Here is a 22892-nt window from a genome sequence, read left to right as displayed (position 1 = left end):
TGGTCCTGCTTTCTGCGTCTGCGTTGACGATGAAGGTGTCTGGGTCAGCGGCGGCGGGGTTGCCTCTGAGATGGACGAGTGGGTGCTCAGCGGATGGCGATCGGGTTGACGGGCGAGCCGACGGCACCCGTGATGGGCAGCGGCGGTGCGACGAGCAGGAACTCGTACACGCCGTCGGCCTGGCACGCGGATGCGAGGGCTTCGAGGTCCCACATCTCGCCGATGGTGAGTCCCATGTTGGGGATGACCACCTGGTGGAGGGGCTGGAAAGCCTCGTCGAACTCGTTGGGGCGCACCTCGAAGCCCCACGTGTCGGTCGCTATGGCCGCGATCTCGGAGCGGTGCAGCCATCCGGCCGTCGTGAACGACAGCCCGGCGCTTGGCCCGCCGGCGTAGCCGTTCCAGCCGTCGCGTTGCGCGCGAGCGTAGCGGCCAGTGCGGACGAGCACGATGTCGCCGCGGCCGACCGCCGCCGTGGCGCCCTGCGCGCGGATGCACGCTTCGAGGTCAGCGGTCGTGATCGCGTAGCCGTCCTCGAGCTCTCCGTTGTCACGCAGGTGCCTGCCGAGATCGAGGAGCACGCCGCGGCTCACGATCTCGGCCGCCGTGTGCTCGATGCCCGTCACGAGGTCGCCCTCGCTCGTCACGACCTCGCCCGAGCGGCGGCCGTTCCATGCGTAGCCGTGGTCGAAGATGTGGCCGAGGCCGTCCCACTGGGTCGAGCACTGCAGCGGCATGGCGATGACGTCGTCGGCCCCGCCGAGACCGTGCGGGAACCCCTGGTTCGCGAGCTGCGCATCCGTGCCCGTGTCGAGCATCGTGTGCACGGGGTTCGTGCGGCGCCGCCACCCCATCTGTGGGCCGTTCATGTCGAAGGGCTGCGAGAGCGAGAAGCTGCGGCCTGCGCGCACGAGCTTCGCCGCGGCGGCGCGCTTGGCGTCGTCGATGAAGTTGAGCGTGCCGATGCGGTCGTCGTCGCCCCAACGGCCCCAGTTGCGGAAGGCCTTCGCCGCGCGGGCTACCTCGGTGGTGGGGTCGGTGCGGTCGAGCTCGGCAGGGTTCGCGGTGGGGGCTCCCGTGACTTCAGGGGCTCCCCCAGCGTCGCCGGTGTCGGTGGTGTCGCCGGTGTCGGTGAGGGAGGTCACGAGGAGACCGCTTCTGCGCGCACCCGCGTGGTCTGCGTGCCGAGCCCCTGGATGACGCTCACCATGACGTCGCCATCGCGGAGGAGGCGGCCGTGCACGATGCCGTTGCCGGCCGGGCTGCCGGTGAGGAGCAGGTCTCCGGGGAGGAGCGGCATGTTCTCGGATGCGGCCGAGATGAGCGCGGGGATGTCGAAGAGGAGGTCGTCGCTGACGGCGTCCTGCATGGTGTCGCCGTTGAGCGTGAGCTTCAGCGTGAGCGAGTGCGGGTCGGTCACGAACTGCGCTGGCACGAGGAAGGGTCCCGTCGGGAGGAAGCCCGGAGCGTTCTTGCCCCGGTACCAATCCGTGCCGATCTCCTTCATGTCCTTCCGGAAGATGAGGTCGCGCGTCGAGATGTCGTTGACGATCGTGTACCCGGCGACGTGGCCGAGGGCATCCTCGCGGGAGACGCGGTGCGCGCGCTTGCCGATGACCACGGCGAGCTCCAGCTCCCAGTCGTGCTGGTCGCTGTAGCCGGGCAGCTCGAGCTCGGCGTCGACGCCGGCGACGGCCGTGGGGAGGCCGATGAAGAAGTACGGCTCGCCGTCCCTGGCGCGTGCATCCATCATCTCGGCCGCCCACTCGCGCAGCTCCTCGATGGGGCGCGGGTCGTTCTTCGCCCGGCCGGCAGCGACGAGGTCGATGACATGCGTGCGGTAGTTGGCGCCAGTCTGCAGCACTTGGCGTGGCTCGACTGGCGCTTCGAGGGTGACGTCGTCGAGGGCGAGCCAATCGGCGCCATCGGCGGCTGCTGCGAGCTGCGCGAGGCGGTCCCATGAGGCGGGCGCTTCAGCGAGGAAGTCGTTGAGGGAGTCTGCGCCGAGCTCCTCGCTGCTCAGCGGGCGGATGCGGCCGGCCACGACGAGTCCGAGCTGCGGCGTCCCCTCCCCCACACTGAAGCGGGCAAGAGCGAAGTCGGCGGTCAGGCCTTCGGACGACGATGTCACGGCTGGTCTCCAATTCACGACGCTTCGGTGCGTTCGTGACATAAGTCAACCGCGTCCGGCGCCATCAGCCAAGCAGGGATCCGTTATCCAGGGCATCAGGGCTGGTGATGGGGCCGCTCACGTGCTCGATCCAGGGCCGAACGTCGACAATCCCCTCCGGCAGGAGATCTCTGGCGGCTTCGAAACCGTCTGGCAGCTGGGTCACCAGAGCGTGTGCGTAGCGTTCGCCTCGGTCGGTCGTTGCCTCCCCGATTTTCAGCACCTGATCATCCGGCACCGAGTCGACAAGGGCTCGCGCGTCTTCGAGCTGCGCCTCATTCCACCGACTGCGGAAGACGACGACGGGGCCCGCCGGCCCCTGCGCCACGAGCGCCTCGACCCGCTCCGGCTCGGGTGAGGAGAGGACGTAGACCCGACCGTACTCGGCCAGAGCTACGTGAGTCATGGCGAGCACAGACGGATGACTCCCCAACGTGGCGGCGAATGCCTCGAAGTCTGGATGCTCTGCGTGCGTGTGAACGAAAGCCTCCCGAACCCGCTGCGCAAGGACTCGGAGGGAGGCCACGGCGGGATCGACGGCAGCGTCCTCATCCCAGCGGGAAACCAGCAGAGCTTCTCCATCCCAAAAGCCCTCTACTTCCACGCACCCCTCAAGAAAGGCCAGTTCCGTCTTCGCGACCTCGTCGAGACGGAGTGGCAGGAAACGGTCATCCCAGACGAACACCTTCGATGGCCGGAACGGAGTGAGATACGACGCTGCGCGCGCCGGGTCGAACACGAGCCACCCTCGCGCACGGAATCTGCCGCCGACCACCAGCCCTGCGTACGCGCTCATGTCAGCCATACCGGTCCACGCTATCTCGGGAATCCGCCCCGAACGCCGTCTCGCGTTGAACTTCGAGACAGGATTCGACGACTCGTCAATCTGTAACCTTAGACATCAGCCTGCGCTCGTCGATCAAGCGCCGCCGAACGAACACGTGCCGGGTGCCCGATTGAGATGAGGATCTTTCGAGCCGGAGACTCCCCGGCTAGCAGGGGGCTGTCCCTATATCCCCACATGTTCCGGATGGAACCGACGAGCACGCTCACGGTCACCAAAATCGGAATCACCAACGGCACATCAAGACCCAAACTGTCGTAGAGGAACCCGAACGAGATATTGGCAGCAATGAAACCGACTGTCGAGAGTCGTTCTTCTACATTCACCATCAGACCAAGCCCAACGGCGGCAAGGAGTACGCCGATGTAGGCGGCGGCATTACTCGAGAGAAAATCGATCACCCTTGAGATTCCTTTCTGAGAGCTTCGACTCGAACCTCGTGAATTGGACCCGAACTGGCAACGAGGCTTCAGAATGGATGTAGGCGACGGAAACGCCACGAGCCCGGCCGTGACCAAGCTCGCCGAGGCAGCCCACGACTGAAGCCACGTCCGCTACACGACTTGTGGGCGCCTCGGGAACAAGAGCCGAGACGAGGGCACCTCCGACCCGTCGCGACAGGAATCCGCGAGGGGTGAAAGCCGTATTCCAATGCAACATTCTCCCTAATTTCGTCGCCGCCGCGGAACGCAGCGAAGAGCAACTTAGCAGACAAAATCACCTCAGAAATTTCCCGACTCAATTGAGGAACACTTCTGGCACAGCCGCAGCCGAACTCACGCAAGTCCTATATCCCCTATTTCGAGAGATTCTGACTTATTTCACGTGCGATTGGTGGGTAGAGGGTAGGGGGACGAGCCCGCACGGAATCGTGCACCACCTCGTCACCAGACGCCTCGCACTCGGACGCGCACGTCCGCTGACGCCTGGCAACCGAGCAGGTGCCCGAAGCTCGAGCCTCGAGCCCGCTAGGCAGGCAGGACCGGCGCGGCGAGCAGCGGCAGGGTCTCCGCCCGACTGCGCTCGACGTGTGCGAGCGCGAGCGCGGCCGCTCGTTCGACTTGGCCGCGCACGATCGCGTCGCAGAGGTCGCGATGCTCACGGTGGACGTCGTCGTCGTCGCGTTCGCTGGCGATGTGGAAGAGCCGCTTGACTCGCCCCTGCACGGGGAGGAGCAGGTCTCGAAGGAGACGACTGCCCGCGAGCGCGACGACGGCATCGTGGAAGTCAGAGGTGGCGTCGGCGATCCTCGACTCATCCGAGGAGTCGACGGCAGCGTCTGCGGCTGCAAGGGCCACCATGAGCCCCTCCCCCGACTCCCCGTCGGCGCATCGTGCGGCGGCGAGGCGCGCGGCGAGCACCTCGAGGGACGCGCGGACGTCGAACAGCTCGATCACGTCGGCGAGCTCCATTGGGGCCACCACGGCACCGCGACGCGGCAGCGTGCGAATGTACCCCTCGGCCTCGAGCCTGGGCAGCGCCTCTCGGATCGGGATGCGCGAGACGCCGAGGGCCTCGGCGACCTCGCGCTCACGCACCCGACTGCCCGTGGGGAATCGGCCGTCGATGATGCGATCGCGCACCCACTCGTACACCCGCTCGCCATGAGAGACCGAGGGCTCCTCCGTCACATTCGGACTCGTCATCGCCACGAACATCCCTCCTCGATCCACTGACTGGCTACGTTACGCACCCCACAGCGGCGGGGATGCTCGTGCATCCGCGGCCGATCCCACGAGTACCGCATCTCCACATTTTAGTATGCCAAAACTTGAACCAGGGTCGCCAGAGCCACGAAAAGAATGGAAACAACTTCCCGTTCTCCAAGTTTTGGCATACCATCGCTCGTGTTCGAGTTCAGCCCGACATCGGTGCATCCCCCACGCAAAGGAGCCTGAGCATGACCGATACCGTCACACCAGTCGAGGAAGCGCGGCCGCGCACCCTCAAGCGCGCCCTCGGGCTGCCCGCCCTCATCGGGTACGGACTCGCCTCCATGGGCGTGCTCTCGGTCGTCTCCGTCTACGGCCCGGCCACCGAGCTCAGCGACGGGCACCTCCCCGCCGCGTACGTCGCGGCGATCATCATCATGCTGTTCACTGCCCACAGCTACGGACGCATGGCCGCGCACGTGCCGATCACGGGTGGCGCCTACGCCTACGTGACGCGCGGCTTCGGACCTGCGGTCGGCTTCGTCACCGGCTGGGTGATGCTGCTCGACTACCTGTTCCTGCCGATGGTGAACTTCCTGCTCTTCGGCCTCTACTTCAACAGCCTCTTCACCGCGGTGCCGGCCTGGGTCGGCACGCTCGTGTGCATCCTGGTCGTCGCCCTGTTCAGCATCATCGGCGTCAAGTGGTTCAAGCGCATGAACTTCGTCGTGATCATCGCATCGGTGCTCGTGATCGTCGTCTTCCTCGTCCTGGCGGTGCTCAACGCCCCAGATCTGACCTTGGCTTCGCTGACCGGTCCGCTCTCGATCGGCGAAGGCGGGCTCGCGCCGATCCTCGCGGCGGCGGCGATCGTGGCGTTCGCCTTCCTCGGGTTCGACGGGGTCTCGACGCTTGCCGAGGAGACGCACGATCCGCGTCGCAAGGTGCCGAAGGGCATCGTGCTCGCGACGCTGTTCGCGGGCCTCGGCTACCTGGCCTTCTCGATCGCCGGCAGTCTCATCGCCCCCGACTGGACCCAGCTCGACAACCTCGACGCGGCCGGCACGGAGCTCATGCAGCAGGCTGGCGGTGACGTGCTGATGGTCGTGTTCGTGATCGTGAACACCGTCGGCATCGTGCTCTGCGGCACGGCGGCGCAGATGAGCGTGAGCCGGGTGCTGTTCGCGATGGGCCGTGACGGCATCCTGCCCCCGGTGCTCGCGAAGCTGCACCGACGCTTCCGCACCCCATACGTTGCCGCCATCGTCGTCTCCGTCATCGCCCTGGTCGCGCTCTTCGTCACGCTTGACCAGGCCGTCTACATGATCAACTTCGGCGCACTCGTGGCGTTTGCCATGGTGAATCTCGCCACCGCCAAGGTGCTCTTCTTCGACCTCCGCCTGCGCAGCGGATGGGGGATGCTGCGGCACCTCATCATGCCGATCATCGGGTTCGTCTCCGTCGCCTGGCTGTGGACCTCGCTGGCCCCGTTCACCTTCGTGCTGGGCACGGCGTGGCTCCTCATCGGCGTCATGGTGTACCTCGTTCGCCGCAAGCGCCGGGGTGGACCCCTCGCGCTCCGGCTCGACGGCTCATCGACGGAGGCCATGCCCACGATCCCCTACCAGCAGTGACCCGGCCGCCAGCAGGCCAGGGCAGTCCGGGAGCTCACGACCATCCCGGGGAAAGCAGCACCATGACCGATTCCACGCCCACGCAGACGCTGCGCACGCCCGGGCTCGTCGACGCGCACATCCATCCAGACAAGACCTCGTGGGGTCGGCCCTGGCAGTCGCGTCGAGGAGCGGCCACGCTCGCCGAGCTGATCGAGAACGACCGCGCGACGCAGACGGCCTACGACACGAGCGTCGAGGAGCGCGCGTTCAGCCTGTTCTCGCAGGCGCTCGCGAACGGCACGTTCGGGATGCGCGCCCACGTCGACGTCTCCTCGGAGCTGGGCATCGGGAACGTGGAAGGGGTTCGTGCCGCGGCCGAGCGCCTCGCCGGCGACCTGACCGTGCAGATCGTCGCGTTCCCCCAGTTCGGGCTCCTCTCGAACCCGGGCACCCTGGAGGCGATGGCGGCATCGCTGCAGTCGGGCGCGGACCTCGTCGGGGGCATCGACCCCTCGGGGCTGGAAGGCGACCTGCACGGGCATCTCGACGCGATCTTCGGGCTCGCCGATCGCGCCGGACGCGAGCTGGACATCCACCTGCACGACGGCGGCGAGGAGGGCCTGGCGCAGATCCGGGAGATCGCGCGGCGCACGATCGCCGGCGGCCGGCAGGGCGGCGTGACCATCGGCCACGCCTTCGCGCTCTGCGATCCCACACTCGCGTCGCTCGGCGAGACACTCGATCTCGTCGCCGAGGCGGGCCTCTGGATCGCGGTGTGCGCGCTCGGCCCCGACCCGGTGCCCGACCTCGACCGCTTCGAAGCCCACGGCGTGCGGGCGGTTGCCGGCTCCGATGGGGTTCGGGATGCGTGGAGCCCGTTCGGCACGGGCAGCATGGTCGACCGCGCCCACCTCCTCGCCTACCGAACCGGTGCGATGACCGACGAAGAGCTGGAGCGGGCGTTCCGCATCGCCTCCATCTCGGGCGGCGAGATGATGGGCCTCGCGAGCGTCGCGGAGTGGGACGAGCGCAGTGGCACCCGACTCGAGTTCGCTGCCGAGAATCTCGCTCAGCTCGTCGTCGACCGGCCGGCTCCCCTTCGCGTCCTCCGCGACGGCCGGGTGCTCCACGACGGCCGGGTGCTGCGGTGAACGCTCAGCGCCAACAGGGCGTCGCGGCCGGCATCCTCGTCATCGCCGTCGGGCTGAGCGTCAGGTTCCCGATCACGAACCCCTCCGCGCTGCTCGGTGAGATCGAGACCGGCTACTCGCTCTCGCCGTCGGCGCTCGCCGTCCTCAGCTCGATCCCAGTGCTCCTCTTCGCGCTCGCCGCGCCCCTCGCCCCGCTGATCGTCGGCCGGCTCGGACTGCCCAGATCGATCGCGCTGCTCCTCGCGGTGCTCGCGAGCGCGACCCTGCTGCGACCCCTCGGACCCGCGCCGCTGTTCGTGTCGACCGTCCTCATCGGCGCCTCCATCGCGATCCTCGGCATCCTCGCCCCGCAGATCATCCGGAGCGCGCTCGCCACGCGCGGCGGGTTCTGGACGGGCGTCTACACGGCATCGTTCGGCGTCAGCGCCGCGACCGGCGCAGCATTCTCGGTGCCGCTCTTCCACGCCCTGGGCGATGAGGTCGGGCCGGCGCTCGCAGCGTGGGGAGTCCCCCTCCTCATCGCTCTCGCGTTCACCCTCGCCTTCGGTCGCCGCATCGAGACCCGCGGCGCTGGGCCACGGCCGACGGCGGCTGGCGAGCGCCAGCCGATCCTGCGCGCCCGCGGGCTCTGGCCGGTGACGGGGTTCTTCGCCTGCCAGGCGCTCCTCTACTTCGCCATGACCGCGTGGCTCCCCACGATCGCGATGGACCGCGGGGCCACCCCCGCCGCGGCCGGACTGCTGCTCGCGTGGATGAGCGTCGCCGGGCTCCCGGCGGCCCTGTTCGCACCGATGCTCGCATCACGAGCCGGCTGGCGTACGCCGATGCTCGTCGTCACCGCACTGCTCGGCGCCGCGAGCCTGCTGGGCCTCGCGATCGCACCCCTCGCGGCGATGACCGTGGTCGTCGCGGTGCTCGGCGTCGCCTTGAGCTCGGCGTTCGGGATCTCCGTCGCGCTCATCGTGCTCACGGCACCGAGCGGCGCATCCACTGCCGCATTCTCGGCCGTGGTGCAGGGCATCGGCTACGGGGCCGCGGCGGCCGGCCCCCTGCTTTCCGGCCTGCTTGCCGGAGCGGGCATCGGCTGGCCGGTCATCATCGTCGGCCTCGCTGCCGTCGCGCTGCTCGAGCTCGGGTTCGGCGTCGCGAGCTCCCGGGCGTCCCTCGCCGTGCAGCGAACGGGAGCGCCGGCCACCTCAGCTGATCGCGCGGGCGATCGGGAGGCCGACGCCGTGCGAGGTGAGGCCGCCGTCGATCGCGAGCTCGGCGCCCGTCACGAATGAGGTCTCGGGCGAGAGCAGGCTCGCGATCACGTCGGCGACCTCGCCCGGCGATCCCGTCCGGCGGAGCGGTGTCAGCTCGACGTTGATGTCGCGGAACGCCGCCGAAGCGCTCGCCGTCATTGGCGTCTCGATGTACCCGGGATGCACGATGTTCACGCGGATCCCCCGCGGCCCCAGCTCCATCGCCGCGGTCTTCGTGATGCCGCGCAGCGCCCATTTGCTCGCCGCATACGCCACCGCGTAGTGGGCCGTGACCGCTGCCGCGGAACCCACGTTGACGATGGATGCGCCGCTCGCCATGAGCGGGGCGAGCACCTGGATTCCGAGGGCGGGGCCCGTCGCGTTGATCGCGAAGGCCGCCTCGAAGTCCTCCGCGGTCGCTGCCTCGAGCCGGGCGCGCCTCGTGATGCCGGCCGCGTTCACGAGGCCCGCGAGCGCGCCGGTGGTCGCGGCGAGCTCGGCGAGCGACGCCCAGCCCTCCGGGTCGCGCACGTCGAGGACAACGCGTCGCACGTTCGACGGTTGGGCGGCATCCGCGGGCCATGCCAGGTCGGCGGCGATGACCGGGACGTCGCCCTCGATGAGCCGCTCCACGACGGCCGCGCCGATGCCGGAAGCGGCCCCCGTCACGACGACGGCTGCGGCGAACGCACTGGTGGTCTCAGGCACGGGGCTCCTCTCGGCGTGCGGCTCTGCGCATCCACCTCAACTCAAGCAGGGAGCGCGGCAGGCGGACAGCGGCAATCGCTGATCCGGCCCATCCGCTCCCTGGATACGACGCCGACAGCGACGGCCACGCCGACAGCGACAGCGACGACGAGCGCGCTTTCGGGATGGGTAACACGCCTCGGGATGGGATGCAACCCATCCGCAAGCGCGAAACCCATCCCGAAACCGCAGGGGGCAGGCAGCGAGACGAAGGTGGGGCTGGGAAGACAGACGAGGAATCCATCCCGAAACGGACGCAGCCGGACAACGCGCCCCACCCCAGCTTCTCGAGATGGGTTACACGCCTCGGGATGGGATGCAACCCATCCGCAAGCGCGAAACCCATCCCGAAACCGCAGTGGGCAGGCAGCGAAACGAAGGTGGGGGTGGGAAGACAGACGAGGAATCCATCCCGAAACGGACGCAGCCAGACAACGCGCCCCACCCCAGCTTCTCGAGATGGGTTACACGCCTCGGGATGGGATGCAACCCATCCGCAAGCGCGAAACCCATCCCGAAACCGCAGGGGGCAGGCAGCGAAACGAAGGTGGGGCTGGGAAGACAGACGAGGAATCCATCCCGAAACGGACGCAGCCGGACAACGCGCCCCACCCCAGCTTCTCGAGATGGGTTACACGCCTCGGGATGGGATGCAACCCATCCGCAAGCGCGAAACCCATCCCGAAACCGCAGTGGGCAGGCAGCGAAACGAAGGTGGGGGTGGGAAGACAGACGAGGAATCCATCCCGAAACGGACGCAGCCAGACAACGCGCCCCACCCCAGCTTCTCGAGATGGGTTACACGCCTCGGGATGGGATGCAACCCATCCGCAAGCGCGAAACCCATCCCGAAACCGCAGGGGGCAGGCAGCGAAACGAAGGTGGGGCTGGGAAGACAGACGAGGAATCCATCCCGAAACGGACGCAGCCGGACAACGCGCCCCACCCCAGCTTCTCGAGATGGGTTACACGCCTCGGGGTGGGATGCAACCCATCCGGAAGCGTGCAACCCATCCCGAAACGAAAGTGGGTGGGCAGCGCGGCCCCGCCGCCCCGCCGCAGCGCGGCACCGCCGCCCCGCCGCGCGCCCTACACGCGCTCGAAGACGGCGGCGAGGGCTTGGCCTCCGCCGATGCACATGGTCTCGAGGGCGAGGCTGGCGTCGAGGGCCGGCAGCTCGTTCGCGAGGGTCGCGAGCATGCGGATTCCGGTGGCGCCGATGGGGTGGCCGATGGAGATGCCGGAGCCGCGCGGGTTGAGGCGCGGGTCTTCGGCGTCGATGCCCCAGTCGGCGAGGCACGCGAGCACCTGCACGGCGAAGGCCTCGTTGAGCTCGATGACGTCGAGGTCCGCCAGGGCGATGCCTGCGCGCGACAGCGCAAGGGAGGTCGCCGGCACGGGCGCGACACCGAAGAGGCGCGGGTCGTTGCCCGCTACCGCCCACGAAACCAGCCGAACCGAAGGCGTGAGCCCAAGCGCAGCCGCCCGCTCCGGGGTCGTCACGATGCAGGCGGCGGCCGCGTCGTTCTGTCCGCTCGAGTTGCCGGCCGTGACGGTGGATGCCGGGTCCTTCTTCCCGAGGATCGGCCGCAGTCGGGCGAGGGCCTCGAGCGACGAGTCGGCGCGCGGATGCTCGTCCCGGTCGACGAGCACGTCGCCCTTCCGGCCAGGCACGGTGACGGGCACGAGCTCGGCGTCGAACGCGCCGGATTCCTGCGCGGCGACGGCGCGCTGGTGCGACTGCAGGGCGAAGCGGTCCTGCGCCTCACGGCTGATGCCGTACTCGGAACGCAGCAGCTCGGCGCTACCCACGTTGCCGTCGGGGCTCGGGTAGTTGACGCCGCCGACGGTCTCCCGGCCGCGGGCCAGGGCGTCGTGCAGCATGAGGCCGGCTGGCGGGGTGCCGCGGCGTCCCTGCTCCGTATAGAGGGGAGCGTTCGACATCGATTCGGCGCCGAGGGCGACGACCACGTCGGCGACCCCTGTCTGCACTTCCATCGCCGCGTTCATGACGGCCTGCAGCCCCGAGCCGCACCGGCGGTCGAGCTGGTACCCCGTCGTGGTGATGGGGAAGCCCGCATCCAGGGCCGCGACCCGCCCGAAGGCCGGAGACTCCATGGAGGGGTACCCCTGCGCGCCGATGACGGAGTCGACGGCAGTGACGTCGAGCCCGCTGCGCGCGACGAGCGCCTCGAGGACGGCGACGCCGAGCGCCCGCGCGTCGAGCGGCGCGAGCGATCCGCCGAGCCGCCCGACGGGCGTGCGGAGCGGTGAGCAGATGACGACCTCGCGGAGCTCGGTCATGCCGAGACCTCCTGCAGGGAATCGGCGACCGTGAAGGCGGCCCCGGTTGCGTTCCGAACCTCTTCGACCGTCACGCCGGGCGCGAGCTCGACGAGCACGAGCCCGGAGTCCGTCACGTCGAGGACGGCCAGGTCGGTGATGATGCGGTCGATGCAGCCCTTGCCGGTGAGGGGCAGGGTGCACTGCTCGACGATCTTCGGCGAGCCGTCCTTCGCGACGTGCTCCATGACGACGAGCACGTGCTCGGCGCCGTTGACGAGGTCCATCGCTCCGCCCATGCCCTTGACCATCTTGCCGGGCACGGCCCAGTTGGCGATGTCGCCTTGCGCGGAGACCTGCATGGCCCCGAGGACGGCGTTGGTGACGCGGCCGCCGCGGATCATGCCGAAGCTCGCGGCCGAGTCGAAGAAGGACGCGCCGGGCAGCACGGTGACGGTCTCCTTGCCGGCGTTGATGAGCTTCGGGTCTGCCTCGCCCTCCCACGGGTACGGGCCGACGCCGAGGATGCCGTTCTCGGAGTGCAGCACCACCTCGATGCCGTCGTCGATGTAGTTCGGGATGAGCGTCGGCAGTCCGATGCCGAGGTTCACGTACGAGCCGTCCTTGAGCTCCTTGGCGGCGCGGGCGGCCATCTCGTTCCTGGTCAGCGGCATCAGGCGTGTCCCCTCGAGTCGGTGGATGCGGTCGTTGCGGTTGCTTCACGCGGCCGGACGGTGGTCTTCTCGATGGGCAGCTCACCGGACTGCTCCGGCGTGAGCACGACCACCCGGTCGACGTAGATGCCGGGCAGGTGGATCTCGTCGGGGTCGAGCTCGCCTGGCTCGACGAGTCGGTCGACCTCGGCGATCGTGATGCGCCCGGCCATGCCGGCGAGGGGGTTGAAGTTGCGGGTCGACTTCTCGAAGCGCAGGTTGCCGTGGCGGTCGCCGACGGCGGCGCGCACGAGCCCGAAGTCGGTGCTGATGGCGGTCTCGAGCACGTACTCCTTGGCGGCCCCGAACACGTCGAAGGGGCGCTGCTCCTTGGGGTCGCTCACGAGGCCGACGGTGCCGTCGGAGTTGTAGCGGATGGGCATCCCACCCTCGGAGACCATGGTGCCGGCCCCGGTCGCCGTGTAGAAGGCGGGGACCCCGACGCCGCCAGCGCGCAGGCGCTCGGCGAGGGTGCCCTGCGGGGTGAGCTCGACCTCGATCTCGCCGGACAGGTACTGGCGCGCGAACTCCTTGTTCTCGCCGATGTAGCTCGCGATGACGCGGCGGATGCGCCCTTCGGAGAGCAGCTCGCCGAGGCCCCAGCCGTCGACGCCGCAGTTGTTGGAGACGACCTCGAGGCCGTCGACGCCGAGTGCCTGGATGGCGCGGATGAGGGTGATGGGCACGCCGGAGAGGCCGAATCCCCCGACCGCGAGCGATGCGCCCGCCGGGATGTCGGCGACGGCGTCGGCCGGCGAGGCGTAGGTCTTATCCACGTTCTGCTCCTTCGTTGGGGCTGGATTCTGGAGACTCTGCTGTGTCTGCGGTGCCTGCGGCATCGAGGTCCGCGAACACCTGCTTGGCGATGCCGAGGGCTCCGTTGGCGGGAGGCAGGCCGGCGTAGAGCGCCGTGTGCAGGATGACTTCGGCGATCTCGGCGCGCGTGAGGCCGTTGGTGAGGGCGGCGCGCACGTGCATCCGGATCTCTGCCTCGTGCGATCCGGTGACGAGGCTCGCGAGCGTCGCGATGGACCGCTCGCGGCGGGACAGCTCGTCGCGGGCCCAGATCTCGCCCCACGCGTAGCGGGTGATGAAGTCCTGGAACGGCGCGGTCTCCGCGGTCGTTCCGGCGACGGCGCGGTCGACGTGCGCGTCGCCGAGCACCTCGCGGCGCACGCGCATGCCCTGCTCGTGCGCGCTCGTCGCGCCGGGCTGCACCGGCGACGCGGATGCGCGCAGGTGCGTCGTGAGGAGGCGGGCCGCGGCGTCCGGGTCTTCGAGAGCGGCGAGGTGGGCGGTTCCGGCGATGGTGGAGTGGTAGCCGTTCGGGATGCGCTCGGTGAGCGTCTGCATGGCTTCCGGCGTCGTGACGGCGTCGTGTTCGCCGCTCACGACGAGCACGGGTGCGCGCAGCGAGCCGAGCGATGCGGTGCGGTCGAAGGCGGCGAGTGCCTCGTTGCAGCGCGCGTACGACTCGTCGTCGATGTCGATGAGCGTCGAGAGGGATCGCGCGGCGGGAGAGAGCGGGTGCTGTTCGAGGAAGCCGGGCGCGAACCACCGTTCGGCGCTGCCCGTGACGAGCGACGCGGTGCCGGATGCGCGCACCGCGGCGGCCCGCTGCTCCCATCCCTCAGTGGTGCCGATCTTGGAGTCGGTGCAGAAGAGCGCGAGGCTCTTGACGCGTTCGGGGTGCGCGAGGGCGAGTTCGAGGGCGATGGCGCCGCCGAGGGAGAGCCCCGCGAGGTGGAATGCGCCGCCGCCGGCTTCTTCGACGACCCCGAGGACCGCATCCGCGAGCTCGGCGATCGTGAACGGCTCGGCGACGGCGGGGCTGGAGCCGTGGCCGGGGAGGTCGACGCGCAGGATGCGGAGCGTGCTGCCGGGTGTCGAGGCGCGCAGAGCTTCGACGGTGCCGTCCCAGAGCGCCATGGTGGTGCCGAGCGATGGGAGCAGCACCAGCAGTTCGTTCTGGGCCGCGGGCTGCGTGCCGGGGGCGAAGGCGCCCCTGAGCCGTGGGATCGTCATGCCGTCTCCTCGCTGTTCGTGCTGTCGTCCGCGTCGCTGTCGCTGTCGCTGTCGCTGTCGCGATCCTGGCTGGCGTCCTGGTAGAGGAACCGGCTGATGGCGGCGTTGACGACGCGGTTCGCGGCCTGCAGCGTGACCTGGTCGGCGCCCGCGACGGCGGAGTCGGCGAGGTGGTGCCGCGCCGTCTCGCGCTCGACGGTGACGCGGTCGAGGGATGCGGCGAGGCGTCGGGCAGACACGCTGGCGAGCTCGAGGAGGCGGCGCAGCGCATCCCATTCGGCGTGCCATTCGCCGGCCGGTCGTTCGTCTTGAGAGATGGCGGCGGAGGCGACGGTCGCGAGGAGGCCGGGCGCCTGGAGCGCGTTCGAGACGACGACGATGGGGGCGACGGGGTTCTGCTTGTGGGGCATCGCCGAGGAGGCGCCGCCGCCGGCAAGCGAGAGTTCGCCGACGCGTTCGCCGGAGGAGGTGACGAGGTCGCGTCCGATGCGCCCGAGGGCTGTGCACACGGCCGTCGCGGCGCTCGCGACGGCGAGCACTGGGGTGCGCTCGGCGTGCCAGGAGCGGCGTGGGTCGTCGAGGCCGAGGCCCGCCGCGAGGTGCGCCCGCAGGATGCTCGTGGTCTGCGCGCCGGACCCGAGCCGGTCGGCTGCCTCGCCGGTGCCGACGGCGCCGCCGAACTGCACGGGGTAGTCGAGGGCGTCGATGGCCGCGATGGCCGAGGTGACGCCGTCGAGCCAGCCCGCAAACTGCACGCCGAGTGTGCTCGCGGCGGCCTGCCGGCCGAGCGTGTAGGCGACGCGGGGTGAGCGGCGTTCGGCGTCGGCGAGGCCCTGGAGGCGGGTGCCGGTCGCGGCGAGGTCGGCCCGCACGGCGGCGAGCGCGTCGCGCGCGTGCAGCATGCTGGCGGAGTCGACGATGTCCTGGCTCGTCGCACCCGCGTGCAGGCGCGGGGCCTCGACGCCGGCGGTGGCGAGCGAGGCGCGCAGCTGGCGCACGAGCTCCGGAACCATCACGCCGTCCGACTCGAGGCCGTCGCGCAGCCCGTCGGCATCGAGGTCGGCGGTCTCGACAGCACGTGCGGATGCGGTGGCGTCCTTCGTCTCGAGCGCCGCCCACGCGAGCAGCAGCTCGGCCTCGACGCGGAGCATGCCGCGCACGAGCGAGCCCTGCTCGTCCCCACCTTCCCGGCGCACGGTCACAGCTCCTGGCCGAAGTCGAAGAAGACCGTCTCGCCGTCGCCCTGGAGGCGGATGTCGAAGCGGTAGCTGCCGGGCGCATCCGGTGTCGCGATGAGGGTGGCGCGGCGCTCGGGGGCCAGACCGGCGAGCACGGGGTCCGTCTCGTTCTCGGCGGGCTGGTCGCCGAAGTAGGCGCGCGTGAAGAGGTGGTGGAGGAGGCCCCGCGCGAAGATCGTGACGAGCAGGTAGGGGGCGGCTCCCACATCCCGTCGCCCTGGCTTGATGGTCGTGAACGAGTAGTGGCCGTCGCGGTCGGCCGGTGCGCGGCCGAAGCCCGTGAACGTGTAGCCGTCTCGTTCGAGGCTGCCACGCTGCGCGACCGGCTGGCCGTCGGCGTCGAGCCCCCACAGCTCGAGGATGGCATCCGGAACCGTCTCGCCTGCACCGTCGGTGACGGTGCCGTGGAGGCGGATCGCGTCCGGGCGCCAGGGGGCGGCGATCTCGCCGCCGCGCTCGTAGGGCAGGGCGTAGCCGTAGAAGGGGCCGACGGTCTGCGACGGCGTCTGGCCGAGCGGTGCCGCCTCGGTCGTGGTGGGTTCAGGCATGGTCGGTGTCCTCCGGTTCCATCCACGTGGACTTCGAGCCGGTGAGCACGATGTCCCACTTGTAGCCGATCGCCCACTCGTGCTCGCTGACATCGTGGTCGTAGTTCGCGACGAGTCTTGCGCGTGCGGCTGGGTCGACGATGGACTGGTAGATGGGGTCGAGCGCGAAGAGCGGGTCGCCGGGGAAGTACATCTGCGTGATGAGGCGCTGCGTGAACTGCGTGCCGAACAGCGAGAAGTGGATGTGCGCGGGGCGCCACGCGTTGCGGTGGTTCTTCCACGGGTAGGCGCCCGGCTTGATGGTGGTGAGCCGGTACTCGCCGTCGTCGCCCGTGATGATTCGGCCGACGCCCGTGAAGTTCGGGTCGAGGGGGGCGGGGTGCTGGTCGCGCTTGTGCACGTAGCGTCCGGCGGCGTTGGCCTGCCAGATCTCGACGAGCTGGCCGCGCACGGGGCGGCCTTCGCCGTCGAGGATGCGGCCGGAGACGATGATGCGCTCGCCGATGGGTTCGCCGTTGTGCTGGATCGTGAGGTCCGACTCCTCGGCGGCGACGTCGGTGTGCCCGAACGCGGGAGAGACGAGTTCGATCTCCTCGGGGTCGGCGCGCACGAGCTCGTGCGTGGGGTGGCGCAGCGCGACGGATCGGTAGGGCGCGAAGTCGCGCAACGGGTGGCTGCGGGTGTCGTCGGCGTGCGCGGTGTGCATGTCGGCGATCTGCTGCGAGATGTGCGTCTGGGTGACCAGCGAGTCGACGGGGCCGTCGAGCTGCTCCGGCTGTTCCTGCGGGGCGCTCATCGTGCATCCACGAACGGTAGGCCGGCGTACTGCTCGGCGAGGCTGACCTGGGCGGCGTGCGAGGAGGTGACGTAGCGGATCTGCCCGAGCTGGCGTTGGAAGTCGAAGGCGCTCTGCTCGGCGGATCCGTCGGCGGGGTGCACGTGGAGCATGTCGGTCATCCATTGCGAGAAGTGCTGCACCTTCCACTGCCGGTCGAGCGCTTTGTCGCTGTACTGCTCGAGGCCCGTGTCGTCGCCGGCGTAGTGGGCTTGGAGGGCTTCGGCGAGGAGGGCGACGTCGGCGATGGCCGAGTTGAGGCCCTTCGCGCCGGTCGGGGGCACGATGTGGCCGGCGTCGCCGACGAGGTAGAGGCGCCCGTAGTTGAGGGTGGAGACGACGAAGCTGCGCATGGGCAGGATCGACTTCTCGGTGATGGGGCCTTCGGTGAGGGTCCAGCCCTCGGTGCCGAGGCGCGTCTGGAGGGCTTCCCAGATGCGCTCGTCGCTCCAGTTCGCGATGTCGTCGTCGGGGCTGACCTGCAGGTAGAGGCGCGAGACCGTGGTGGAGCGCATGGAGTGCATGGCGAAGCCGTCGCGGTGGAGCGCGTAGATGAGGTCGTCGGTGGAGGGGGCCACGTCGGCGAGGATGCCGAGCCACGCGAAGTCGTAGACGCGCTCGGCGACCTCGAGGGTGCCTTCGGGGAAGGTGCGGCGGCAGACACCGTGGTAGCCGTCGGCGCCGATGATGTAGTCGCAGTCGAGGGTGATGCGCTCGCCGTTCGGGGCCGTGTAGGCGACGGATGCGCGTTCCCCGTCGATCTGCGCCGATTCAATCTTGGTCGGCTGAACGTCGGTGGCTTCGAAGATGAGCTGCGAGCCGAGCCGCTCGTGTTCGGCGACGAGGTGGTGGACGAGCGCCTGCTGGCCGTAGACGGTGACGGTGCGTCCGGTGAGCTCGGCGAAGTCGATGTGGTGCCGCTCCCCCTCGTGCTGCAGGTAGATGCCGTGGTGGGTGAGGCCGTTGGCCTTGAGGTCGGCGTCGAGGCCGTACTTGCCGAGGAGGTCGACGGAGTCCTGTTCGAGCACGCCGGCGCGGATGCGCCCGAGCACGTAGTCCCTATCGCGAGCCTCGAGGATGCGGTAGTCGATTCCCGCCTGGCCGAGGATGTGGCCGAGCAGCAGGCCAGCCGGCCCGGCTCCGATGATCGCCACCTGCGTGGACTGGCGTACGCCCGTCGCGGTGCTCTCGCCTGCCTCGGCGCTCTGGCCGTGGCTCTCGTCGCTCGTCATCGAACGCCTCTCGTCGTTGGGAAGGATGAGACGAGTGTGCGGGGCGGGCGGATGCGGTGGGCGGGGGTTTCCGCTGAGTGGAAGGTTTCGGGAAGTCATCCGGCGCGCTTTGGTGGCGGGGCCAGCGCTCCCCACGTGACAGCTCAGAGTTGTCGCAAAACCGACGAGGGCTGCGCGTTTCCGTGGATGGAGTTACGACACATGGTTTTGAGAATCGCGCGACTTAGACCCACGGGCGACCTGAGCCGAGCCCTACTTCGGAGGTGAGACGTCTCGTAACCCTAGGGTTACGAGACGCGTTCCGGGGGCATGACAACCCATTGTCGAGTTTCAGCTCGGGATCGTTTAAGAACGCATGGCCGGCCCGACGAAATGACCCGACACCTCCACCGGCTTTACGGCGATGAAAAGTCCGCGAAGCAGGCTGGCTTTCGCTCCTGGTAGTCAATCAGCTTGCCAGCGGTGCCCCTGCGGCCAATCCTCTGCGAGCTCGAGCAGTCTGCGGGCATCGCGAGCTTCGCGTTTGTCGGTGCTCTGACCGTTCCACTCGTGAATCACGCCAGGGAACATCGGCTCGCTTGGTAGCGGATGCAGCGGGTCCGGATGGGCCCATAGTGCGACGCGGGCCCGGGTTGGGTCGTGGAGAGAGAGTTGATCGACGATCAACACCGCCGACACTCGACGATTCTTCCAAGCTCCAGGCGATCCGAAGTAGCCGTCAGGGTTGCGGACGCCGCGCGACGTGACTTCCTCGCCCGGGGTGAGTCCACCAAGTACCCAAGACACGGAGCCATAAAGTGCATTGAACACGTCTTCACCGTCCTCATCGAACGTAGTTGTGCCGACGGCCACGACGAACGGCGCGTCGAAGTGGCCGTACCTGCTCACCTTGGACTTGAGAGCGGCGACGAGCTTTGCCCCGTCGTCAATGAAGTGGGCTTCGGAGTGGGCATAGATGCCGATGGAGCGCCTTACGTTCCCGCGGCGGCTGCGCTTGATAGGCATCGCCTTGATCGTGACGCTCCATCCGTCCTGCTCAAAGGTCCGTTTGGGTAGGTCTTCGGTGTCAACCGAATCGGGATCGAGCTGGGTGAGCCACTTTCGAATCTGGTGACGGAGTCTCGCGGCGGGCGCACTATTGCTGGCTTGCGTGATCGCGGTCGTCATGAGGAGGAAGTTGTCGTCGCCAACCTGGTCGAGCGTTGCAAGTAAGGCGCCGATGCTATTGGCTGCGGCGCGATCGGCGCGCGACTGTCCAGGTGCGATCGCCTCGATGAACACGCGCGTGGTGCCCCGGCTCGCGAGGAAGTCGGGCCGGCGAGTGGTGTGGCCAAGCTTGGGGTGGACGACGACCTCGTGGCTACCGCGGACCAAGCACTCGTGCAGGTACAACTCGAGAAAAGCACTTCGCGCCTGTGCGTCATCGGACCGTAGCGCCGCCCTCATCTCGGCGTACTCGCGATCACTGAGGCGGTCGGCCCACTGCTGGTGAAGCGCTCGGCTGTGCCGCCATAGCGAGCCGCCAGCCCGATTGAAGAACGAGAACGAGGTCTCGCCGTTGCGCTGCGGGGTGAGGTCGGTCCGCTCGCAATTGTCATAGATCGGCGGCCTCATGCTGGACGCGATCGTTCGACTCGAAGGCTCTTCACGAAGACCATTAAAGTTGCCAGTGCAACTTCACCAACCACCGCTTGCGAGCCAGGGGCGCGCTGCCGCCGAATGCCGCGAGCGTGAGGTTGGCGGGTGGCGTGGCCGCGGTTTGAGCGCGCACCCTCACATGTCATCTTCGTCTGCTTCACCCTGAGTATTGCGTGCGGGTCGTTCTGCAGGTTCTTGGTTGTCGGCCGCACGCGCGTCGTGGAGACGGTTGTAAAACGGTACGAACACTAGACGCAACATGAACCACCAGCAGTACAGCGCGTTGGCGGATCCGACTGAGGCGTCGCCAGTGAGACCGTGCGCGAACTCATTTCGGAGGTTCGGGCCAATGGGTCCGCAGAACAGGGCCCGAATCTCAAACGTGATGTCGGGCCCGAAGATTTCAACTACGGCGTCCCGGGACATCAGGGACGATAATCCGATCTCGTTCTCGATCCCGTCCTTGCCCATGGTCGTCGTTGGGAATCCGGCGTTACGGACGTGCAGCCGCACGATGTGTTCAATCTGGGGTGCAAGCAACTGCGCCGCTGTGAGGAAATCGCCACCATATCCGTAGCAAAACGCCTGCGCGATCAGGCGCTCTCGATCCGCGGGGACAATCGAGCTCCCGCGCGTGATCTGAAGGAAGTCTGCGAGGGCGAAGTGGTGTTCATTGCTGAGAGCGACCCACGCCGGCGCCAGTGCACCTTGCACTGTGAGCGCAAGGCGGAACTCGTAGGCCTGGATCATCTGACGCCAGACGGCAGGATCTTCGCCGTAGATCAGCTCGCCGTCTTTCCCGGAGGAGCGGTAGATGATGCGCCCGTCGTGCGAGAAGTGGGTGTTGGAGAACAGGCCCTGCAGAGGAAACTCCTCGAGGATGGCCTCGGCGTCCCTTTGGGCCGATTCATAGCGAGCGAACGAGGACAGGCCGAGGAAGGATAGGACGGCCTCGAGCGGCGCTTTGCCGCGCATCTTTGCCATACTCTCTTTACGTAACTCCGACAAATCAACTGCTTCGGACTCAAAGACGCCCATCTGCCCCATCATCGCTGCGCCGGCTGCGCGGATCCGGGTTGCGAGCTCCGTGGTCAGATCTCCGACGCCCATCTTCGTTCGGTGGCGTCGAGGAATTGTCCTCAGCGCTTTTAGAGCCTGCTCATAGAGGTGCCCCGAGCGTGCGCGCGAATCGGATCCGTCGGACACGTCGAGGGCATCAGCTTCAGCGATGAAATCCTTGACGAGCGCGAGCCGGGCACTGTTGGCCTCGTCCGTATTCCCGGCGAAGTGGAACCAATCCACCGCGCGACGCAGATAGCCACGCGTCGCGTCGAACTCGCCCGCGACGTGCTCATCAGCGAATTCCCGCATTCGGGTCGCGATCTGCTCCGCCTCCGACTGTGCAAGGTGGTGCTTGAGCAGCAGATCCGCAACCATCCCGGGACGCTGCGAGTCGTCGGAGAGGAGAACATGCCGGGTCATCGACCGGGTGAGATCTTCTAGGTGAACGTCGAGAGCAGAACCAAGGCGTCGGGCGATCAGCAGCGCGCGGTCCCAGGTGTCGTCATCACGTGGCCAGGACCCTCTTCCGAGCGAAGCTTCGCGCAACGCTTCCAGCGTGCCCGTGAACCACCGGATGCGCTCTTTGCCCGTGGAGCGAAGAGCAAGCACATCTGACACTCTCGCCTTGAAGACAGCGTCTGGAATAAGAGGAACCACAGCAATGAGGACGTCGACCTGTTCCTGCGTGAGATCGCTCGGCAGTGCCGAACGTCCCTCGTGCATCATCCACATCGGTTCGTAGGGGCGCGCCCAATCATCGGGCCGAGGCATGAACGACGCCACTTGACCGAGCAGCTTCGCAAGCTCGACCACGTCGGGCGATGCCGCGGAATTGGCCAGACTGTTCAACCGACTCCACAAGGAAGGGAGTCGATCCTCGTCGCCACTGGTCTCTTCACGAAAAACACCACCGCTCTCCACTTCATGGAATGCGGTCTCCCAGTCTTGGGGTGGGGTCTGGTCGGGCTTGGCAGTTCTCACAGTCGAAACATATCTCGACCACCGGACACTCGGGGTTCCGGCCATGCATTCAGTCACAGAGAGCAGCCACTATGAAGATGACATATGTACCCCTATCGTCGCCTCCCGATTGGTGATGACTGTCTCATAACTCATGGGTTGTGAGAATCAGGGTGATGCCGTACGTGATTGCGCGCCCACCTCCCGCACTTCGTCGTGGACACACCGCCTGACCCTGTCCGCCCGTGGCTAGGTCGGGGAGAGTATGGGGCGGTGAGCACCCATTTCGACAAAACGTTCCGGGCCGATCCGCGGTTTGCGCGCAAACGAGTCGCAGGTCTCACCTGGTTCGGGATCGCGCTCATCCTGGCGGGCTTCGTCTGCATCGTGTTCACTGCGCAGAACTTCATCCCTCTCGCCGAGTGGGCCCGCGAGGGAGGCGAGGACTCGGCACTGGTTCGCAATCGCATGGCGGGCATCACGCCGCTTGTCATGATCGCGATCGAACTCGTTGGCATCGCTTGGGGGGTGTACCTCCTCATCGTCGGCGCTCGCCCGTGGCATGTCGCTGCGACCGGGACCCGGCTGCGCAAGCGCTACTACGGCTTCCATCTCAGCGATCAGACCTTCTTTCACGAGGCGCACCGGCGATTCGCGACCGGTGATCCGTCAGTGTTCGCGCCATTTCCTCACCAAGTAGATGGCGGGCAGACGGTCGTGATGATCTGGACAGCCGACGCCGACCAGACCGCGTTCGTCGGCATCTCCTGGGACCAGAATCGGCGACGCACGCACAATCTGCCACTCATCTCGCACACTGGCCCGCGCTATCAGGCACTCGACGCCGCGCTCCGGAACAAGCTGTACAAGCCGCTGCCCGACGAGCACAATCCACTGCTGCGCCCCGGCACTCGACCAGCAGACTGAGCGAGCC

Annotated in this window: 20 protein-coding genes; 4 read left to right on the top strand and 16 right to left on the bottom strand. The window is 68.1% G+C overall.

Annotated features, from left to right (window positions below):
- Nucleotides 1-86: 86 nt before the first annotated feature.
- From C5E06_RS14845 to C5E06_RS14825, 5 genes are all read right to left on the bottom strand, one after another.
- Entirely contained in the window at nt 87-1145 is a 1059-nt protein-coding gene (locus tag C5E06_RS14845) for a cyclase family protein (RefSeq protein WP_104307415.1), read from the bottom strand.
- Nucleotides 1142-2131 carry a fumarylacetoacetate hydrolase family protein gene (locus tag C5E06_RS14840; RefSeq protein WP_258067677.1) on the bottom strand — a complete coding sequence of 330 codons (990 nt, stop codon included), beginning with the start codon at nt 2129-2131 and terminating at the stop codon, nt 1142-1144. The genes C5E06_RS14845 and C5E06_RS14840 overlap by 4 nt, the downstream gene beginning before the upstream one ends.
- Before the next feature lie 64 nt (nt 2132-2195).
- Nucleotides 2196-2975, bottom strand: a complete 780-nt coding sequence (locus C5E06_RS14835; protein WP_104307413.1) for a hypothetical protein — start codon at nt 2973-2975, stop codon at nt 2196-2198.
- A gap of 89 nt (nt 2976-3064) precedes the next feature.
- On the bottom strand, nt 3065-3415 hold the full coding sequence (locus C5E06_RS14830) for a hypothetical protein (protein WP_104307412.1): 351 nt from the start codon (nt 3413-3415) through the stop codon (nt 3065-3067).
- 567 nt (nt 3416-3982) lie between these two features.
- Nucleotides 3983-4660 (bottom strand): GntR family transcriptional regulator, encoded by a 678-nt coding sequence (locus tag C5E06_RS14825; protein ID WP_219820221.1) that lies wholly within the window; start codon nt 4658-4660, stop codon nt 3983-3985.
- Nucleotides 4661-4914: 254 nt separating this feature from the next.
- Here C5E06_RS14825 and C5E06_RS14820 point away from each other — a divergent pair, with 254 nt between their 5' ends.
- From C5E06_RS14820 to C5E06_RS14810, 3 genes are all read left to right on the top strand, one after another.
- Complete coding sequence (locus C5E06_RS14820; RefSeq protein WP_104307411.1) at nt 4915-6300, top strand: APC family permease; 1386 nt, start codon at nt 4915-4917, stop codon at nt 6298-6300.
- A gap of 62 nt (nt 6301-6362) precedes the next feature.
- On the top strand, nt 6363-7433 hold the full coding sequence (locus C5E06_RS14815; RefSeq protein WP_104307410.1) for an amidohydrolase family protein: 1071 nt from the start codon (nt 6363-6365) through the stop codon (nt 7431-7433).
- A complete protein-coding gene (locus C5E06_RS14810; protein WP_104307409.1) occupies nt 7430-8716 on the top strand; it encodes a hypothetical protein in 1287 nt (428 codons plus the stop codon). The genes C5E06_RS14815 and C5E06_RS14810 overlap by 4 nt, the downstream gene beginning before the upstream one ends.
- Here the strand turns inward: C5E06_RS14810 and C5E06_RS14805 are convergent.
- The 11 genes from C5E06_RS14805 to C5E06_RS14755 form a co-directional block, all read right to left on the bottom strand.
- Nucleotides 8630-9385, bottom strand: coding sequence for an SDR family oxidoreductase (locus C5E06_RS14805; protein ID WP_219820220.1), 756 nt, complete (start codon nt 9383-9385; stop codon nt 8630-8632). The genes C5E06_RS14810 and C5E06_RS14805 overlap by 87 nt on opposite strands.
- 1128 nt (nt 9386-10513) lie before the next feature.
- Nucleotides 10514-11728: an acetyl-CoA C-acetyltransferase gene (locus C5E06_RS14800; protein WP_104307408.1), complete on the bottom strand. Its 1215-nt coding sequence runs from the start codon at nt 11726-11728 to the stop codon at nt 10514-10516.
- Nucleotides 11725-12381 carry a CoA transferase subunit B gene (locus C5E06_RS14795; RefSeq protein WP_104307407.1) on the bottom strand — a complete coding sequence of 219 codons (657 nt, stop codon included), beginning with the start codon at nt 12379-12381 and terminating at the stop codon, nt 11725-11727. The genes C5E06_RS14800 and C5E06_RS14795 overlap by 4 nt, the downstream gene beginning before the upstream one ends.
- Nucleotides 12381-13196 (bottom strand): CoA transferase subunit A, encoded by an 816-nt coding sequence (locus C5E06_RS14790; protein ID WP_104307406.1) that lies wholly within the window; start codon nt 13194-13196, stop codon nt 12381-12383. The genes C5E06_RS14795 and C5E06_RS14790 overlap by 1 nt, the downstream gene beginning before the upstream one ends.
- A complete protein-coding gene (gene pcaC, locus C5E06_RS19770; RefSeq protein WP_104307405.1) occupies nt 13189-14445 on the bottom strand; it encodes a 4-carboxymuconolactone decarboxylase in 1257 nt (418 codons plus the stop codon). The genes C5E06_RS14790 and pcaC overlap by 8 nt, the downstream gene beginning before the upstream one ends.
- Entirely contained in the window at nt 14442-15641 is a 1200-nt protein-coding gene (locus C5E06_RS14780) for a lyase family protein (protein WP_146081397.1), read from the bottom strand. The genes pcaC and C5E06_RS14780 overlap by 4 nt, the downstream gene beginning before the upstream one ends.
- Nucleotides 15642-15643: 2 nt before the next feature.
- Nucleotides 15644-16231 (bottom strand): protocatechuate 3,4-dioxygenase subunit alpha, encoded by a 588-nt coding sequence (pcaG, locus tag C5E06_RS14775; RefSeq protein WP_104307403.1) that lies wholly within the window; start codon nt 16229-16231, stop codon nt 15644-15646.
- Nucleotides 16224-17027 (bottom strand): protocatechuate 3,4-dioxygenase subunit beta, encoded by an 804-nt coding sequence (gene pcaH, locus C5E06_RS14770; protein ID WP_104239812.1) that lies wholly within the window; start codon nt 17025-17027, stop codon nt 16224-16226. The genes pcaG and pcaH overlap by 8 nt, the downstream gene beginning before the upstream one ends.
- Entirely contained in the window at nt 17024-18298 is a 1275-nt protein-coding gene (locus C5E06_RS14765; RefSeq protein WP_104307402.1) for a 4-hydroxybenzoate 3-monooxygenase, read from the bottom strand. The genes pcaH and C5E06_RS14765 overlap by 4 nt, the downstream gene beginning before the upstream one ends.
- Before the next feature lie 444 nt (nt 18299-18742).
- Nucleotides 18743-19912, bottom strand: a complete 1170-nt coding sequence (locus C5E06_RS14760) for a hypothetical protein (protein ID WP_104307401.1) — start codon at nt 19910-19912, stop codon at nt 18743-18745.
- A 159-nt stretch (nt 19913-20071) separates the two neighbouring features.
- The gene (locus C5E06_RS14755; protein WP_181062999.1) at nt 20072-21979 is read right to left on the bottom strand and encodes a DUF4209 domain-containing protein; all 1908 of its coding nucleotides are present in this window, start codon (nt 21977-21979) and stop codon (nt 20072-20074) included.
- A 168-nt stretch (nt 21980-22147) separates the two neighbouring features.
- Between C5E06_RS14755 and C5E06_RS14750 the strand changes: the two genes are divergently transcribed.
- Entirely contained in the window at nt 22148-22885 is a 738-nt protein-coding gene (locus C5E06_RS14750; protein ID WP_181062998.1) for a hypothetical protein, read from the top strand.
- The last annotated feature ends 7 nt before the right edge of the window (nt 22886-22892 follow it).

This window comes from Pseudoclavibacter sp. RFBI5, from assembly GCF_002931395.1.
Lineage (GTDB): Bacteria > Actinomycetota > Actinomycetes > Actinomycetales > Microbacteriaceae > Pseudoclavibacter.
Note: the sequence above shows the minus strand (reverse complement) of the source record. Positions and strands in the feature narration are given on the sequence as shown.

What these genes read in the sequence shown, in the direction of transcription:
- C5E06_RS14820 (WP_104307411.1), top strand. Translation starts at nt 4,915, where the DNA reads ATGACCGATACCGTCACACCAGTCGAGGAAGCGCGGCCGCGCACCCTC.
- C5E06_RS14825 (WP_219820221.1), bottom strand. Translation starts at nt 4,660, where the DNA reads ATGACGAGTCCGAATGTGACGGAGGAGCCCTCGGTCTCTCATGGCGAG.
- C5E06_RS14800 (WP_104307408.1), bottom strand. Translation starts at nt 11,728, where the DNA reads ATGACCGAGCTCCGCGAGGTCGTCATCTGCTCACCGCTCCGCACGCCC.
- pcaG (WP_104307403.1), bottom strand. Translation starts at nt 16,231, where the DNA reads ATGCCTGAACCCACCACGACCGAGGCGGCACCGCTCGGCCAGACGCCG.
- pcaH (WP_104239812.1), bottom strand. Translation starts at nt 17,027, where the DNA reads ATGAGCGCCCCGCAGGAACAGCCGGAGCAGCTCGACGGCCCCGTCGAC.
- C5E06_RS14815 (WP_104307410.1), top strand. Translation starts at nt 6,363, where the DNA reads ATGACCGATTCCACGCCCACGCAGACGCTGCGCACGCCCGGGCTCGTC.
- C5E06_RS14795 (WP_104307407.1), bottom strand. Translation starts at nt 12,381, where the DNA reads ATGCCGCTGACCAGGAACGAGATGGCCGCCCGCGCCGCCAAGGAGCTC.
- pcaC (WP_104307405.1), bottom strand. Translation starts at nt 14,445, where the DNA reads ATGACGATCCCACGGCTCAGGGGCGCCTTCGCCCCCGGCACGCAGCCC.
- C5E06_RS14765 (WP_104307402.1), bottom strand. Translation starts at nt 18,298, where the DNA reads ATGACGAGCGACGAGAGCCACGGCCAGAGCGCCGAGGCAGGCGAGAGC.
- C5E06_RS14760 (WP_104307401.1), bottom strand. Translation starts at nt 19,912, where the DNA reads ATGAGGCCGCCGATCTATGACAATTGCGAGCGGACCGACCTCACCCCG.
- C5E06_RS14835 (WP_104307413.1), bottom strand. Translation starts at nt 2,975, where the DNA reads ATGGCTGACATGAGCGCGTACGCAGGGCTGGTGGTCGGCGGCAGATTC.